General features: G+C 54.8%; 14 protein-coding genes. 2 read left to right on the top strand and 12 right to left on the bottom strand.

Annotated features, from left to right (window positions below; all coding sequences use genetic code 11):
- Positions 1-2 precede the first annotated feature (2 nt).
- Positions 3-782: a tRNA uridine 5-oxyacetic acid(34) methyltransferase CmoM gene (gene cmoM / locus AFK62_RS07075; protein ID WP_007664689.1), complete on the bottom strand. Its 780-nt coding sequence runs from the start codon at positions 780-782 to the stop codon at positions 3-5.
- Positions 783-914: 132 nt separating this feature from the next.
- On the opposite strand from cmoM, the gene elyC reads away from it, so the two are divergent.
- A complete protein-coding gene (gene elyC, locus AFK62_RS07070; protein WP_053531803.1) occupies positions 915-1,694 on the top strand; it encodes an envelope biogenesis factor ElyC in 780 nt (259 codons plus the stop codon).
- Here the strand turns inward: elyC and AFK62_RS07065 are convergent.
- Both AFK62_RS07065 and AFK62_RS07060 read right to left on the bottom strand, forming a co-directional pair.
- On the bottom strand, positions 1,671-2,564 hold the full coding sequence (locus tag AFK62_RS07065; protein WP_007664687.1) for a YcbJ family phosphotransferase: 894 nt from the start codon (positions 2,562-2,564) through the stop codon (positions 1,671-1,673). The two genes, elyC and AFK62_RS07065, sit on opposite strands and share 24 nt — an antisense overlap.
- A 93-nt stretch (positions 2,565-2,657) precedes the next feature.
- The gene (locus tag AFK62_RS07060) at positions 2,658-3,080 is read right to left on the bottom strand and encodes a DUF2000 domain-containing protein (protein WP_007664685.1); all 423 of its coding nucleotides are present in this window, start codon (positions 3,078-3,080) and stop codon (positions 2,658-2,660) included.
- Between the two features lie 122 nt (positions 3,081-3,202).
- On the opposite strand from AFK62_RS07060, the gene AFK62_RS07055 reads away from it, so the two are divergent.
- The gene (locus AFK62_RS07055) at positions 3,203-3,691 is read left to right on the top strand and encodes an Lrp/AsnC family transcriptional regulator (RefSeq protein WP_085960947.1); all 489 of its coding nucleotides are present in this window, start codon (positions 3,203-3,205) and stop codon (positions 3,689-3,691) included.
- Between the two features lie 23 nt (positions 3,692-3,714).
- Here the strand turns inward: AFK62_RS07055 and kdsB are convergent, their stop codons facing one another.
- The 9 genes from kdsB to cmk all read right to left on the bottom strand — a co-directional run bounded on the left by kdsB (position 3,715) and on the right by cmk (position 14,061).
- The gene (gene kdsB / locus AFK62_RS07050) at positions 3,715-4,461 is read right to left on the bottom strand and encodes a 3-deoxy-manno-octulosonate cytidylyltransferase (protein WP_032983914.1); all 747 of its coding nucleotides are present in this window, start codon (positions 4,459-4,461) and stop codon (positions 3,715-3,717) included.
- Positions 4,458-4,640: a protein YcaR gene (ycaR, locus tag AFK62_RS07045; RefSeq protein ID WP_007664678.1), complete on the bottom strand. Its 183-nt coding sequence runs from the start codon at positions 4,638-4,640 to the stop codon at positions 4,458-4,460. The genes kdsB and ycaR overlap by 4 nt, the downstream gene beginning before the upstream one ends.
- 25 nt (positions 4,641-4,665) lie before the next feature.
- Positions 4,666-5,925 (bottom strand): winged helix-turn-helix domain-containing protein, encoded by a 1,260-nt coding sequence (locus AFK62_RS07040; RefSeq protein ID WP_007664676.1) that lies wholly within the window; start codon positions 5,923-5,925, stop codon positions 4,666-4,668.
- Positions 5,926-5,962: 37 nt separating this feature from the next.
- The gene (gene lpxK, locus AFK62_RS07035) at positions 5,963-6,940 is read right to left on the bottom strand and encodes a tetraacyldisaccharide 4'-kinase (protein WP_053531802.1); all 978 of its coding nucleotides are present in this window, start codon (positions 6,938-6,940) and stop codon (positions 5,963-5,965) included.
- A gap of 3 nt (positions 6,941-6,943) precedes the next feature.
- Complete coding sequence (gene msbA / locus AFK62_RS07030) at positions 6,944-8,692, bottom strand: lipid A ABC transporter ATP-binding protein/permease MsbA (protein ID WP_007664673.1); 1,749 nt, start codon at positions 8,690-8,692, stop codon at positions 6,944-6,946.
- A gap of 36 nt (positions 8,693-8,728) precedes the next feature.
- Positions 8,729-10,987, bottom strand: a complete 2,259-nt coding sequence (locus AFK62_RS07025) for a ComEC family protein (protein ID WP_007664671.1) — start codon at positions 10,985-10,987, stop codon at positions 8,729-8,731.
- Positions 10,988-11,190: 203 nt separating this feature from the next.
- Complete coding sequence (gene ihfB / locus AFK62_RS07020; protein ID WP_004387353.1) at positions 11,191-11,475, bottom strand: integration host factor subunit beta; 285 nt, start codon at positions 11,473-11,475, stop codon at positions 11,191-11,193.
- Positions 11,476-11,589: 114 nt separating this feature from the next.
- A complete protein-coding gene (gene rpsA, locus AFK62_RS07015; RefSeq protein ID WP_007664663.1) occupies positions 11,590-13,263 on the bottom strand; it encodes a 30S ribosomal protein S1 in 1,674 nt (557 codons plus the stop codon).
- 111 nt (positions 13,264-13,374) lie between these two features.
- Positions 13,375-14,061: a (d)CMP kinase gene (gene cmk / locus AFK62_RS07010; RefSeq protein WP_007664661.1), complete on the bottom strand. Its 687-nt coding sequence runs from the start codon at positions 14,059-14,061 to the stop codon at positions 13,375-13,377.
- Between the last annotated feature and the right edge of the window lie 171 nt (positions 14,062-14,232).

Here is a 14,232-nt window from a genome sequence, read left to right as displayed (position 1 = left end):
GTTTATCCTTGGATCTCCGGCTTTATCACGGTGACATGGATGTAGCGCCCGAGGCTTATCCAGGGCTCCTGCCGGCAATAGCGCGTTTCCAGTTCCAGTAAGGCGTCAAAATCGTCGCGCTGCTGATGCTTTTCTCGCAGGTAATCATGAAACACCCGCACGCCGGTTTTACCGGTAATGCGCCCGCCCAGCGCGTCAAGCCAGGCATAGACCTCCTGCGGCGCGCGCGGGTAGTCTGGCGAAAGGGTACGTTTTTTACGCTTAGGCATGCCCTGTTCCACATACGGAAAATTGCCCGCCACCATGTTATGCATTAGCAGCCCATTGGCGTTGTAGAACATCAGCGAAAGCGCGCCGCCCGGCGCGAGGCAATCCCACAGATGGCGCAGTGCCGCCTGCGGATCGGCTACCCATTCCAGCACAGCGTGAAACAATATCAGATCAACCGGGCTTTCCAAATGCTGACCTGCCTCCTGCGCGGCGCATTGTACAAAATGCATGTTGCCGCTCACACCTTTCTCCTGCGCGGCTTTGCGGGCGCGGGCCACCATTTCTGCGGAAAGATCGCAAAGCAATACCTGATGGCCTCGCTCGGCCAGACGGCATGCGGTTTGCCCTTCGCCACCGCCAGCATCAAGCACGCGTAACGGACGCTCAGGCAAGGTGTTTAACAACGCCTCGAGATCCTGCCAGAGGATAGCCTGACGCAACTGGCCTTTTGTTGTACCGTAAATGTTGCGCGCAAACTTTTCGGCGATGTCATCAAAATTGCGATCCCGCATGGGCACACTCTCCAGGTGATAAGCACATCCGGCAAAACCGCTATTTTGTCACAGCCGGAGGGAGAATGAACCCATCTGGCGTAAGATAGGCAGCCTTTACCTGCCGTATGGTTAAAAAAGGACCCATAACCGATGCTTTTTATTCTGAAAAAACTGACCGGCACGCTACTGCTGCCGCTGCCCTTTCTGCTGCTGATGATGGGCATCGCGCTCGCATTGCTCTGGTTCACGCGGTTTAAGAAAAGCGGGAAGGTGTTGATGACTGCAAGCTGGCTGGTTTTGCTGCTGTTAAGTCTGCAACCGGTCGCGGACGGCCTGCTGAAACCCGTGGAAGATGACTACCCCACCTGGCATGGCCAGAAGGCCAATTACATTGTGGTGCTGGGCGGCGGCTACACCTGGAACGACACGTGGGCGCCAAGCTCAAACCTGATTAATAACAGCCTGCCGCGTGTGACCGAAGGCGTGCGGCTATGGCTGGCGAACCCTGGCGCAAAAATGGTGTTTACCGGCGCACACGCCACCACCAATCCCGTAAGCACCGCCGAGGCGGGCGCCCGCGTCGCTGAAAGCTTAGGCGTGCCGCGCAGCGACATTATTACGCTCGATTCGCCGAAAGATACCGAAGAAGAAGCCGCCGCTGTCGCCGGGGCGCTAGGGCAACAGCCGTTTTTACTGGTGACCTCGGCGTCGCATTTGCCGCGGGCGGTCATCTTTTTCAAACGCCAGGGGCTTAATCCAATCCCTGCACCCGCTAATCAGATGGCGATAGCGTCCCCGCTTAACCCGTGGGAGCGCACTTATCCCTCTTCACTGTGGCTGATGCATAGCGAACGCGCCGGGTATGAAATCCTCGGGCGCGTCTGGCAATGGATGAAAGGCGTGGCATCAGGCGACCCAGGGAAGGAGTGATTCCGATGCGGTCTTAAAGGCCGCGCGGTTCATTTTTCCGGTTTGCAGAAGTTGCGCAACTTCATCCCACAGCACATACAGCCAGCGGCGCCAGAGGAACGATTCCGCGACCGGCGCGCGCTGGAGATAACGCCAGAAAAGGCTTTCTGCAAGTGGCGTGTCAAACAAGCGGAACAGCTCATATTCACGCGGTGCCCAGAGCACGATGCCCGGATTGACCATCGCCAGCAGTTGATCGCTGCGGGCATCTTTTAGCATGCTACGCAGATTAAAATTCCCGTGAACCAGCACGCAGTTGTCGTTAAAGCCCGCAAACATAGCATCGAGGCATTCGCGGGTGCGGAACAGCATGCGTTTATCCTGCATCGTAAGCCCCGTATTCTGATACTGATTGAGCGTGCTCCAGAGCACCTCAACCCGCTGGCGATACCAGAATGGCCAGAGGTTTTCCTGGGTGCTGTCAACGCTACCCACGCAGCCGTGACTGTCGATCCGATGCCAGCTCAGCAGCGCTTCAATGATTTGATCCTGAAGTTGCTCCCAGCGTTGCGGCGTACGCGCGGGGGCTTCCACCGGTACGCCGCGCAGCCGTTCCATCAGTAAGACATCCGGCCCCGGATGTTCTTCATGCGTCATTACGCCATACACCACGGGCATACGCACCGTGCCATTACGCGCGAGGATAGACATTTTCCCGGCCTGCTGCTGCGCAAGCCCCGGTGAGGTAAAGCTTCGCGCCAGCAGCGGTAGCGGATTACCTTTACTGTCATAAAGCGACCAAAGCGCGGTATCCGCTTTTTCGCTGATGCATTCAAGGCGACTGAGTTTTTCACCTAACAGATGACTGAGTTCTGCACGCAGTTGATCCATTTGCCGTTACCCTTATCAAACCTACTGTTTTTATAATGGGCGTGCTTGCGGCAGATGTCATCTGCTGAGATCAATTCCCTGCCAGTTTGCTGGCTAACGATACAGCGGCAGGTTGCCGGTAAGCCGGGCTATCTGCTTTTTCGGCCCCACCAGGCCGAGTGCTGCCAGCTCAGTTTCAGCACTTTCGGCACTCACTATCCGGCGCTCATATTCTTCCCAGGTTTTACACGACTGCGCCAGCGCGCTGAAAGGAAGCACCAGAATGTGCGGATCGTTTTGCGCCGCGCTAAAGAGACTGAAAAGTGTATTTCCCTCTCCGAGCAGTACGGGCAATGGCACACGGATAACACCCGGGTAACAAACCCCATCCTGGCTTTGTAAATCGGGCCCGACCAGTCCTTCTACCGTTCTGCCAAGACAAACGCCCAGTACGCTTGCGGCATTCATGGCAAGCCCCGGCGGCAAGGCGCGGTCAACAATAATGGTGCATTTGTGCAGGCTGGTATCAAATTTCATGGCGTTCTCCTTAAAAACAGAGCAACCAGTCTGCCCGACAACGGCAGAGAAAAATGACCTTTTATGCACATGAATACGCCTGAAAAGGGTAAAATAACCCTTTTTAAAGGATAATAAGAAAAATTATGTCTGATGCATTAACGCCAACCGATATCACTCTTCTGACGCTGCTCCAGCAGGATGCGCGAACCACTAACCAGGCGCTGGCGGACGCGGTCTGCCTGTCGCCCTCGCCTTGCTGGCGCAAAGTAAAAAAACTGGAGGAAGACAACGTTATCCTTGGCTATCACGCCGCGCTCGACCGACGCAAAATCGGTCTTGGCGTGATGGTATTCGTTCGTGTCAGCATCGACAGCCATAGCGAGGCGCAGGCGCGGCGTTTCGAGCAGGAAGTCATGGATCTGGAAAATGTCGTGGCCTGTTACAGTATCGGCGGGGATGCCGATTTCCTTTTACAGGTGGTCTCGTGCGATCTCGACGCCTACGCGGAGTTCGCGATGGCAGTGCTGCGCCGCCTGCCGGGGATTAAAGAGATGCAGAGTATGTTTGTGCTAAAAGAGATAAAACCGTTTCAGACGCTGCCGGTGAGTGCGGGCCTCTCGCAAAAGTAAAAACCGGCCTGAGGCCGGTTTTGTTAGCGCATTTCGACGCGTACGCGTTCGAGATCTTCTGGCGTATCCACGCCAGTGCCGGGTACAACCTCCGCCACAGCGACATGGATTTTCTCGCCATGCCACAGCACACGCAGTTGTTCCAGCATTTCAATTTGCTCAAGCGGGCTGGCAGGCCAGGTGACGTAGCGACGGATAAAACCGGCGCGGTAACCGTAAATACCGATGTGACGCAGGAAAGTATCGCCAATGGCCTCGCGCGACTGTGCGAAACGATCGCGATCCCAGGGAATGGTGGCACGCGAAAAATAGAGCGCGTAGCCCTGCGCATCCATTACCACTTTCACCGCGTTGGGGTTGAAGGCTTCATGCGCGTCATGGATCGGTACAGCAAGCGTCGCCATGCCCGCCTGCGAACCTGCCAGATTTTCCGCCACCTGGCGAATAATGGCAGGCGGGATCATAGGCTCGTCGCCCTGAACGTTCACAATAACCGTATCATCGGCAAAGCCGCATTTTTCCACCACTTCCGCCAGGCGCTCGGTGCCAGACTGATGATCAGCGCGGGTCATGCAGACTTCACCACCCGCCGCTTCAACGGCGCGGGCGACATCCGGATGATCGGTCGCGACAATAATGCGCGCCGCACCAGACTCACGCGCGCGCTCCAGCACATGCACGACCATTGGCTTACCGTTGATATCAACCAGCGGTTTACCTGGCAAACGTGTCGAGGCGTAGCGGGCAGGAATAATGACCACGAAACTCATGGATTAGTCTCTTCTGCCGCAAGCGAACGGGCTTCATTTTCCAGCAGGACCGGAATGCCGTCGCGCAGTGGGAAGGCCAGACGGTCGAGCTTGCAGATAAGCTCCTGCTTTTCCTGATTGAAGTAGAGTTTGCCGTTGCAAACCGGACAGGCAATGATTTCGAGTAAACGATGATCCATGGTTCCTCCTGATGGACCGGTGGTATTAATCTTTTGAGGATATCACATGCGTTTCGGGGGCGGGGTCAATTTCCCAGCCTTCACCCCACGCCTGTGCAAGCGGGTCGGGCAGTTTGCCGAAAACGACGCGCGTTGCGCCCTGCCAGGCGGCGAAATCGGCAATGGCCTGTCGCAACCCCTCGATAACGCCTTGCGTCAACCTCACGCTCTCTTCGCTATACAAGGCGATAATCTCAAGGCGCTGCTGCTGACGATGCATTTTGGCATCCATTCGTCCTACCAGTGCGCCTTTATGTAGCAGCGGCAGAACGAAATAGCCATATTTCCGTTTGGGCGCAGGTGTGTAGCATTCGAGCCGGTAGGAAAAGTTAAACAGCGTTTCCGCGCGACGGCGATCCCAGACGACCGGGTCGAACGGCGAAAGCACCGCGCTGTGTGTAGCAGTGAGCTTGCCTGCCGCCGCTTTTTCAAGTAGCGGCACCAGTTCATGATGCAGCCACATCGGCCCGAGCGTATCAACCTCAACCGGCACTACCATTCCCTCTTCCTGCCATGTTTGTAACAGCGGGCCCACTGGGATATTACGCAACCGGTAATAGTCGGCAAGCCAGGCGCTGTGAAAAATCCCCAGGCTACGTGCGCTATTTGCAAGCATCTGAGCTTCCGCCTGCGCTTTATCTGTCAGATGCAGCGTATCGTCCCAGTCGGGCAGCACGCGGGTTGTGAGATCGTAAACCCGCTGGAAGTTGCGCCGCGCCACCACCATCACCTGCCCCGCCGTAAGAAGCCCTTCCAGATGCTTTTTATGAGGCTTCCACGCCCACCAGCCACTGGGACCTTTGCGTGGATGCTCAAAATCTGCCGAGCGTACAGGGCCGTTGCGCTCAATAAAGGCGATTAGCTCGCCTATCTCCTGCGCGTTTTCAGCCATCCACTCGGCGCGGTATTTCCAGCCCATCTTTTCGGGATTGAGCATTCGATGGCGAAACAGAGTGAAGTCGCTACGCGGCAGGAAACACGCTTCGTGCGCCCAGTATTCCATTAACTCGCCGCGAGCCAGGGACTCATCCAGCCAGCGCCCCGGATAATTGCCGAGTCGGCTGAAAAGCACCAGGTAAGGGCTGCGTGCCACAATATTAATCGTGTCGATTTGCAGCAAAGACATGCGGGTAATCGTCGCGAGGATATCGGCAGGACGGACACGCCGCGCAGGCTTTTTAAGTAGCCCTTGCGCGGCCAGATGCAGATGACGCGCCGCACGTAAAGAAAGATGCACTCCAGCCATATCAGCTCCTGTCCGCGAACCTGGCCTGGGCGCTGACTTAACGCACCAGCGCGAGAATGTCCTGCAATAATTGAGAGGCTTGCGGCTCGGCGAGCGCCGCGTCAACCGGCAGATACCACCAGTCGTCATGGGCAAAGGCGCGACATTTCACCGCGTCTTTTTCGGTCATGACTAAGGTCTGTCCTTCGCGAAGCAATGCCTGTACGTCAGCTTCACGGAGCGCCTGATGGTCTGCAAGGCTCACCGTTTTAACAGGTTTGAGGCCGCACTTTTCCAGAGTCGCGAAGAAGCGCGGCGGGTGACCGATTCCCGCCATCGCCACGACATTATCAAGGCTTTCAACCGGGCGTTTTTCACCGCTACGTATATTTACGGCAAGGCCGGGTTTAAGCTGCATGGCGATTTCGCAATAGCTGGCCTCGCCACCGTTGTTTATCACGGCATCGACAGTCTTAAGTCTCGAGGCGCGTTCCCGCATCGGGCCCGCCGGAAGCCACCAGCCGTTGCCAAAACGGCGCGCGCCGTCGATAACGACAATCTCTTTATCACGCGCCAGCGCGTAATGTTGAAGACCATCGTCTGTGATGATGATTTGTGGACTGGCGGACGCCAGTAGCGCCTGGACGGCGTCTGCGCGTTTCGCGGATACGGCAACAGGCGCCCCCGTTCGCTGATAAATCAGCACCGGCTCGTCGCCCGCCTCCGCAGGTGTCGTGGTATCGTCAAGCACCAGTGGGTAGTGCGCAGCCTTGCCACCGTAGCCCCGCGAGACGACGCCTGCGCATACGCCCCGCTGCTGTAACTGTTCCACCAGCCAGACCACTACCGGCGTTTTGCCGTTACCGCCAGCGGTCAGATTACCGACCACCACGACCGGCACTGGCGCGCGCCAGACTTTACGCAAGCCCGCGCGATAGCTCAGGCGGACCATGGCGCTAACCAGCCCATACAACAAGGAGAACGGCAGTAACAGCACCCACAAAGGGGAACGGCCGGACCAGATGCGCTCAATCATTGATCATTGACCAAACTGCATTTTATGCAGCTGCGCGTAGACGCCACGGTGCTCCAGCAGCGCGGTATGGCTGCCGCGCTCCACAATACGTCCATCCTCAATCACCACAATTTCATCCGCCTGCTCAATGGTAGAGAGACGGTGCGCGATGACAAGCGAGGTACGGTTTTTTTGCAGCTCGTCCAACGCAGCCTGGATGGCACGTTCGGATTCGGTATCAAGCGCAGATGTTGCTTCATCAAGAATCAGAATGGGGCTGTCGCGCAGCAGGGCTCGCGCAATCGCGATACGCTGACGCTGACCACCAGAGAGCAGAACGCCATTTTCGCCGATAACAGTATCGAGGCCGTTATCCATTTTGTTGATAAAGTCCATCGCGTAAGCCATGCGGGCGGCTTTTTCTATCTCTTCACGGCTAAACACGTCAGTGCGCGCATAAGCGATATTATTTGCGATGGTGTCATTAAACAGATGGACATTCTGGGAGACCAGCGCGACCTGATTACGCAGCGACGAGAGCGTGTACTCTCGCAGGTCGTGCCCATCCAGTAGGATCTGTCCGCTGTCGATATCGTAAAAGCGTGTGATAAGGCTTGCGAGCGTCGACTTACCGGAACCCGAGCGGCCAACCAGCGCCACGGTTTTACCGCTCGATATAGAAAGGTTGATATCGCGCAGCGCCGGGATTTCGCGGCCAGGATACGTAAAAGTGACATCGCGAAATTCAAGGTTACCCTGCGCACGCTCAACAACACGGGTGCCTTCGTCTTTTTCTTGCTCGCTGTCGAGGATAGCGAACAACGTCTGGCAAGCCGCCATACCGCGCTGGAACTGGGCATTAACGTTAGTCAGCGATTTTAACGGACGCATCAGTGCAATCATCGAAGAAAACACGACGGTGATAGTGCCTGCCGTTAAAGTTTCCATAACGCTTGGGAAACTTGCTGCATAGAGCACGAACGCCAGCGCAAGAGAGGCTATCAGCTGGATAATCGGGTCTGAGATGGATGAAGCAGAGACCATTTTCATCCCCTGCAGGCGCATTTTATTACTCACCTTCGCAAAACGCTCACCTTCGACCTGCTGACCACCGAAAATCAGGACTTCTTTGTGGCCTTTCAGCATCTGTTCTGCGCTGGTGGTCACCTGCCCCATGGTGTTCTGCATATTTTTGCTGATACTACGAAAGCGTTTTGAAACGACGCGGATAGCGATAGACACAATCGGTGCGAGCACGATCAAAATCACCGACAGCTGCCAGCTGTAATAGAACATCATAATGAACAGACCGATTATCGAGGCGCCTTCACGCACTACGGTAATCAGAGCGCTGGAGGAAGAGGAAGCGACCTGCTCAGAATCATAGGTAATACGGGAAAGTAGCGTGCCGGTAGACTGTTTATCGAAGAAGGACACGGGCATGCCCATCATGTGGTTAAACAGACGGCGGCGCATCGTCATTACGACTTTGCCGGAAACCCAGGAGATGCAATAACTGGAAACGTAGCTGGTAATGCCACGCAGAACCATCAATCCGATAACCACCAGCGGCATCCAAAGCAGCACTGAGCGGTCCGTTTTACCGAAACCATCATCCAGTAACGGTTTAAGTAGCGATAGCATGTAGGTGTCGCTAGCCGCGTTGAGTATTAACGCTACCCCAGCCACAATCAGACCCGCTTTGAAGGGTGCAATCACCGGCCAGAGACGGCGGAAGGTCTGCCATGTGGAGAGATCTTTATCGTTATGCATTCAAAAAACCAGCTTTCGTTGAAATAGCCGCATATTCTACCTGTATTCAACAGGCGAGCCAAACCACTGATGATACCAGCGGGGTAAAATCTGTTCTCTTAAGCCCATAATCTTCCATTGCCCTGATGAAAAAGAGACAGAAATTTGCCCGGTGTGTGCTGTATCGAACCACTGATAATGCTGTGCTTTGTAACGTCTTACGACTTTTGCAGAAGGTAACCGCCAGGCGTTATAGCGTGATACAGACGCAAGCGCCGCCTTACCCCCGACAACTGACAACAGCGTTGGCGTGGATGAGGTACGACTGCCGTGATGCGGAACCTGAATGATATCCGCCCGCAATTGTTGCCACTGATTTTTGAGCATAGCTAACTCTGCGGAAGCTTCAATATCACCGGTCAACAGCACGCTATGCTCGCCATCGTTCACTTTTACGACGCAGGAGCGGTTGTTCCCTTGTTCCGGATAACCCGCTGGCGGCCAGTGCACGGTAAACTCCAGACCCTCCCAGTGCCACATCATGCCCTTTTCACAGGGCAGATGATCTTTCCAGTGAAGCGAACTGCGGACCCAGGCTTGCGGCCATGCATGTGTCAGGCTCACAAGCCCGCCGCGGTGATCCAGGTGCTCATGGCTGATGAGGATACCTTCAGGCTGAAGATGATGCCATCGCAGCCAGGGAATGATGGTTTGTCGCGCGCTATCACCGTCCGCCCAGGCATTGCCGCTGTCATACAGTATCGCTTTCCCGTGGCGCTCAATGACAATGGCGAGACCATGTCCGATATCCAGCATATGTAGTCGCCACGTTCCTTCATCACTCTTTTGCCAGAACGGCCATGAGAGCAGGCCGAGTGAGATGCAACATGTCGCTGTTGAATAGCGATACCATCGCAATTTCCAGGCGATCACCGCGGGCCACGGCAGGAGTGCCAGCCACTGGTAGCGCTGATCCGCACTCAGCCAGCCTGAAGGCAGCGTCCGCAGGAACCAGAAAAGCGCGCCGAGCGTTTTGTCAGCCAGAAGCCACATGCCCTGCTCTAATACTGTCAGCCGTAGCAGATTTAACACCATACCTGCGACTGTCAGTGGTACGGCGATAAACGTGACAATGGGCACCGCTACCAGATTTGCCAGCAGTGAGGTCATACTAAGCCCATGAAACAGCATAAGCTGAAGCGGCAGCAGAAGCATGGTCATACCGCATTGTAGATGGAGCAGGCTTACCACATGGCGCCACTTCCCCTCCATATCTAACGGTACCCATTGATACCAGAAGATAAGTGCCGCGACGGCAAAAGCAGATAGCCAAAGGCTTTCGGATAATATCGCCAGAGGATCTACAAAAAGAATCCCTGCTACGCAGCATGCCCAGACTTGTCCGGCAGTCCATTGCCGCCCGTTCAACCGCAGCGCACACCAGACACTCATCGCCACCAGCGTCCTTACAGCAGGCGGATTGCTTCCTGAGATCCAAGTATAGAGTGCCGCGGTAGCCACCATCATGAGCAGGGGAAAGCGGTAACCAATGCTACGTACGGGTAACAGCCACTGCAGTAAACGGGCAAATGCCCATCCCAATGTGCCAACAAATCCGATATGCAGGCCTGATATCGCCATTAAATGTGCAGTGCCCGTCTCCTGCAGCAGGGATTTGATATCCTTCGTCAGGTCCGCCCGTTCTCCGAAACCGAGCGCCAGAATAACGGGGTGCCATACATAGTGCTGCAGTTGCTGGCTAACGGAAGCAAGATAATGCGCGCGAAAGCTGCATCCTTCGCTCAGTAATTGCGCAGCAACAATGCGCCCGGTCAGCGGTTGGTGCTGCGCCAACGCATAGCGCTGACTGTCAAAACCGCCATCATTTAATTGACCGTGAACCGGCCTTAAGCGCAGCGTCATCAACCAGTGCTGTCCTACACAGGGCGGTTGCACAAGATAGCTATCTCGCAGCAATACTCCTGGTGCAGGAAACAGACGCTCGCCATTTACCCGCAGGATTTTCACCTGATGTTCTGTTGCCCCGTCAGTACCTGTAATGATGACCTCTGCCTGACGCGTTTGCCCGATAAGCGAGGTATAAGGCTCTAATGCCTGTCGTGCGGCGAGTAAGCCCCAACAGAGAAAGAGCGTGGTTAGCGCCGCGTAGCGTACAACCCGGCATCGTGAAAAAAACACGATTGACGACAGGAGTATTAATAAGACTATCTGATTGACGGAAAGCAACGCCGGTAAGAACAACAGTGGCGCCATGCCTGCGATAACGCACAGGCTTAAAATGGGCAGCGAGATCACAAACACCTCCTTGTTATCAGAAGTGTGCTGCCTGTAAGGAAGGTTGTCAGACGGCGTTTTGTGAAATTACGAGATGATATGCAAAATAAGTCTGTGGTTGCTGCAAGTATTGAGGAAGTATCGAGATGACTCGCAACACGTTATTTCAGATACAAAAAACGGCACCCTGAGGTACCGTTTTCTGGCAGGCTAAGTCGTCAAACTCAACCGTAAATATTGGCGCGGTCGCGTAGTTCTTTACCCGGTTTAAAGTGCGGAACGTACTTACCTTCCAGCTCGACTTTATCACCTGTTTTCGGGTTACGCCCGGTGCGTGGTGCGCGATAGTGTAAGGAGAAACTGCCGAAACCCCGGATTTCAATACGCTCGCCCTGGGCAAGAGTAGAGGCCATATGTTCCAGCATCTCTTTAACCGCATCCTCCACCGCTTTCGCCGGGATATGGGAGTGCTGGCTTGCAAGTCTTTCTATTAATTCTGACTTGGTCATGTTTCCTCCGGTTTCCATTCAGGAAAATTGTCTTACAGCTACCATCGAACAAGGGCGGCCAAAGCCGCCCTTAGTATCTGATTACAGGCCGGAACCTGTAATCTGTCAAGGCAATTACTCGCCTTTAGCTGCTTTGAACGCTTCAGCCATTGCGTTAGAGAAGTTGCCTTCTTCCTGTTTGTTGTTAACAGAAGCGATTGCATCTTTCTCGTCAGCTTCGTCTTTCGCACGAACAGACAGGCTAACTACACGGTTCTTACGATCAACACCGGTGAATTTAGCTTCAACGTCGTCACCAACATTCAGAACCAGCGTTGCGTCTTCTACGCGGTCACGGGAAGCTTCAGAAGCACGCAGGTAGCCTTCAACGCCATCTGCCAGTTCAACTGTAGCACCTTTCGCGTCAACTGCGGTTACTTTACCAGTAACGATTGCACCTTTCTTGTTCAGTGCAACATAGTTGTTGAACGGATCTTCCGCGAGCTGTTTAACGCCCAGGGAGATACGCTCACGCTCTGCGTCAACCTGCAGTACAACGGCAGCGATTTCGTCGCCTTTTTTGTACTCGCGAACGGCTTCTTCGCCAGCCACGTTCCAGGAGATGTCAGACAGGTGAACCAGACCGTCGATGCCGCCGTCCAGGCCGATGAAGATACCGAAGTCAGTGATAGACTTGATTTTACCTTCAACGCGATCGCCTTTGTTGTGGGTCTCAGCGAACTGCTGCCACGGGTTGGCTTTGCACTGTTTCAGGCCCAGGGAGATACGACGACGTTCTTCGTCGATATCCAGAACCATAACTTCTACAACGTCACCTACGTTAACCACTTTGGACGGATGGATGTTTTTGTTGGTCCAGTCCATTTCGGAAACGTGTACCAGGCCTTCAACGCCTTCTTCGATTTCAACGAAGCAGCCGTAGTCGGTCAGGTTAGTTACGCGACCAGTCAGGCGAGTGCCTTCCGGGTAACGTTTAGCAATAGCTACCCACGGATCTTCGCCCAGCTGTTTCAGGCCCAGGGAAACACGGGTACGTTCGCGGTCGAATTTCAGCACTTTAACAGTGATTTCATCGCCTACGTTCACGATTTCGCTCGGATGCTTAACGCGTTTCCATGCCATATCAGTGATGTGCAGCAGGCCATCTACGCCGCCCAGATCAACGAATGCACCGTAGTCAGTGAGGTTCTTAACGATACCTTTAACTTCCATGCCTTCCTGCAGGTTTTCCAGCAGCTGATCGCGCTCTGCGCTGTTCTCAGACTCGATAACGGCACGACGAGAAACAACAACGTTGTTGCGCTTCTGATCCAGCTTGATTACTTTGAATTCAAGCTCTTTGCCTTCAAGGTGCAGGGTGTCACGAACCGGACGCACGTCTACCAGAGAACCCGGCAGGAACGCACGAATACCGTTCAGCTCAACAGTGAAGCCGCCCTTGACTTTGCCATTGATAACACCAGTAACGGTCGCTGCTTCTTCGTAAGCTTTTTCCAGCATCAGCCACGCTTCGTGACGTTTAGCTTTCTCACGAGACAGCAGGGTTTCGCCGAAACCGTCTTCTACTGCATCCAGAGCAACGTCAACTTCGTCACCAACCTGGATTTCAATTTCGCCCTGGGCGTTTTTGAACTGCTCTGCCGGAATGGCGGACTCAGATTTCAGACCGGCGTCAACCAGTACTACGTCTTTGTCGATAGCAACAACAACGCCACGAACGATAGAACCCGGGCGGGTTTCGATTTCTTTCAGGGATTCTTCAAAGAGTTGAGCAAAAGATTCAGTCATGTTTAATCTTCAGGTTTTAAATTAACGTCCACCTGGCGTCATGCTGGGTGGGGTTGTTTCACATACCCGCTGTCATTCCGTTGCAACGGGGGTACTGCAAATTCGGTCGCGTTACTTCGCGAGTGCCAGTTTTTCACGGGCGTATTCGAGCGCCTTTTCAATAACCTGTTCAATGCTAAGGCTGGTAGAATCCAGCACCAGAGCGTCTTGCGCAGGCACTAACGGCGCAACTGGCCGGTTACGATCGCGATCGTCGCGCTCTTTTATCTCGGCCAAAAGGCGTTCAAAGTTAACACTAAAGCCCTTTTCCTGCAACTGTAGCATACGGCGATGCGCGCGCTCCTCTGAGGAGGCGTCGAGGAAAATTTTCACAGGCGCATCAGGGAAAACCACCGTGCCCATGTCACGACCGTCGGCTATCAAACCAGGCGCTTCGCGAAACGCGCGCTGGCGACGCAGCAACGCTTCGCGTACGCGCGGGAACGCTGCGATTTGCGAAGCAGCATTAGCCACATCCTGGGTGCGGATTTCGGCGCTAACGTCCTCGCCTTCCAGAATCACTTCCAGTTCGCCCTGTTGGGCGACGAAACGCACATCCAGATGGGCGGCCAACGGGACCAGTGCTTCTTCGGAGGCGACGTCGACATGGTGATGCAGAGCAGCCAGCGCAAGCACCCGGTAGATGGCGCCGGAATCCAGTAAATGCCATTGCAGGGTTTCAGCCATCGCTTTACACAGCGTGCCTTTGCCTGCGCCGCTTGGGCCATCGATTGTGATTACCGGGACGGATGCCGTCATCTTTTTCTCCTTCAATAACAAATGGCAGGCCTGCAACGTGAACGCGGCGCATTATACGCTTCATCAACGCAGACTGTTATCTTTCCGGCGAAATATCGCCGCCATTGTGGCTGAGTGTAGAAGAATTGGGCGCAGATGCCCGAACCGGCGCGATGCCGGTTCGGGTAAGAG

Origin of the sequence: Cronobacter condimenti 1330 (assembly GCF_001277255.1) — a bacterium.
Taxonomy (GTDB): domain Bacteria; phylum Pseudomonadota; class Gammaproteobacteria; order Enterobacterales; family Enterobacteriaceae; genus Cronobacter; species Cronobacter condimenti.
Note: the sequence above shows the minus strand (reverse complement) of the source record. Positions and strands in the feature narration are given on the sequence as shown.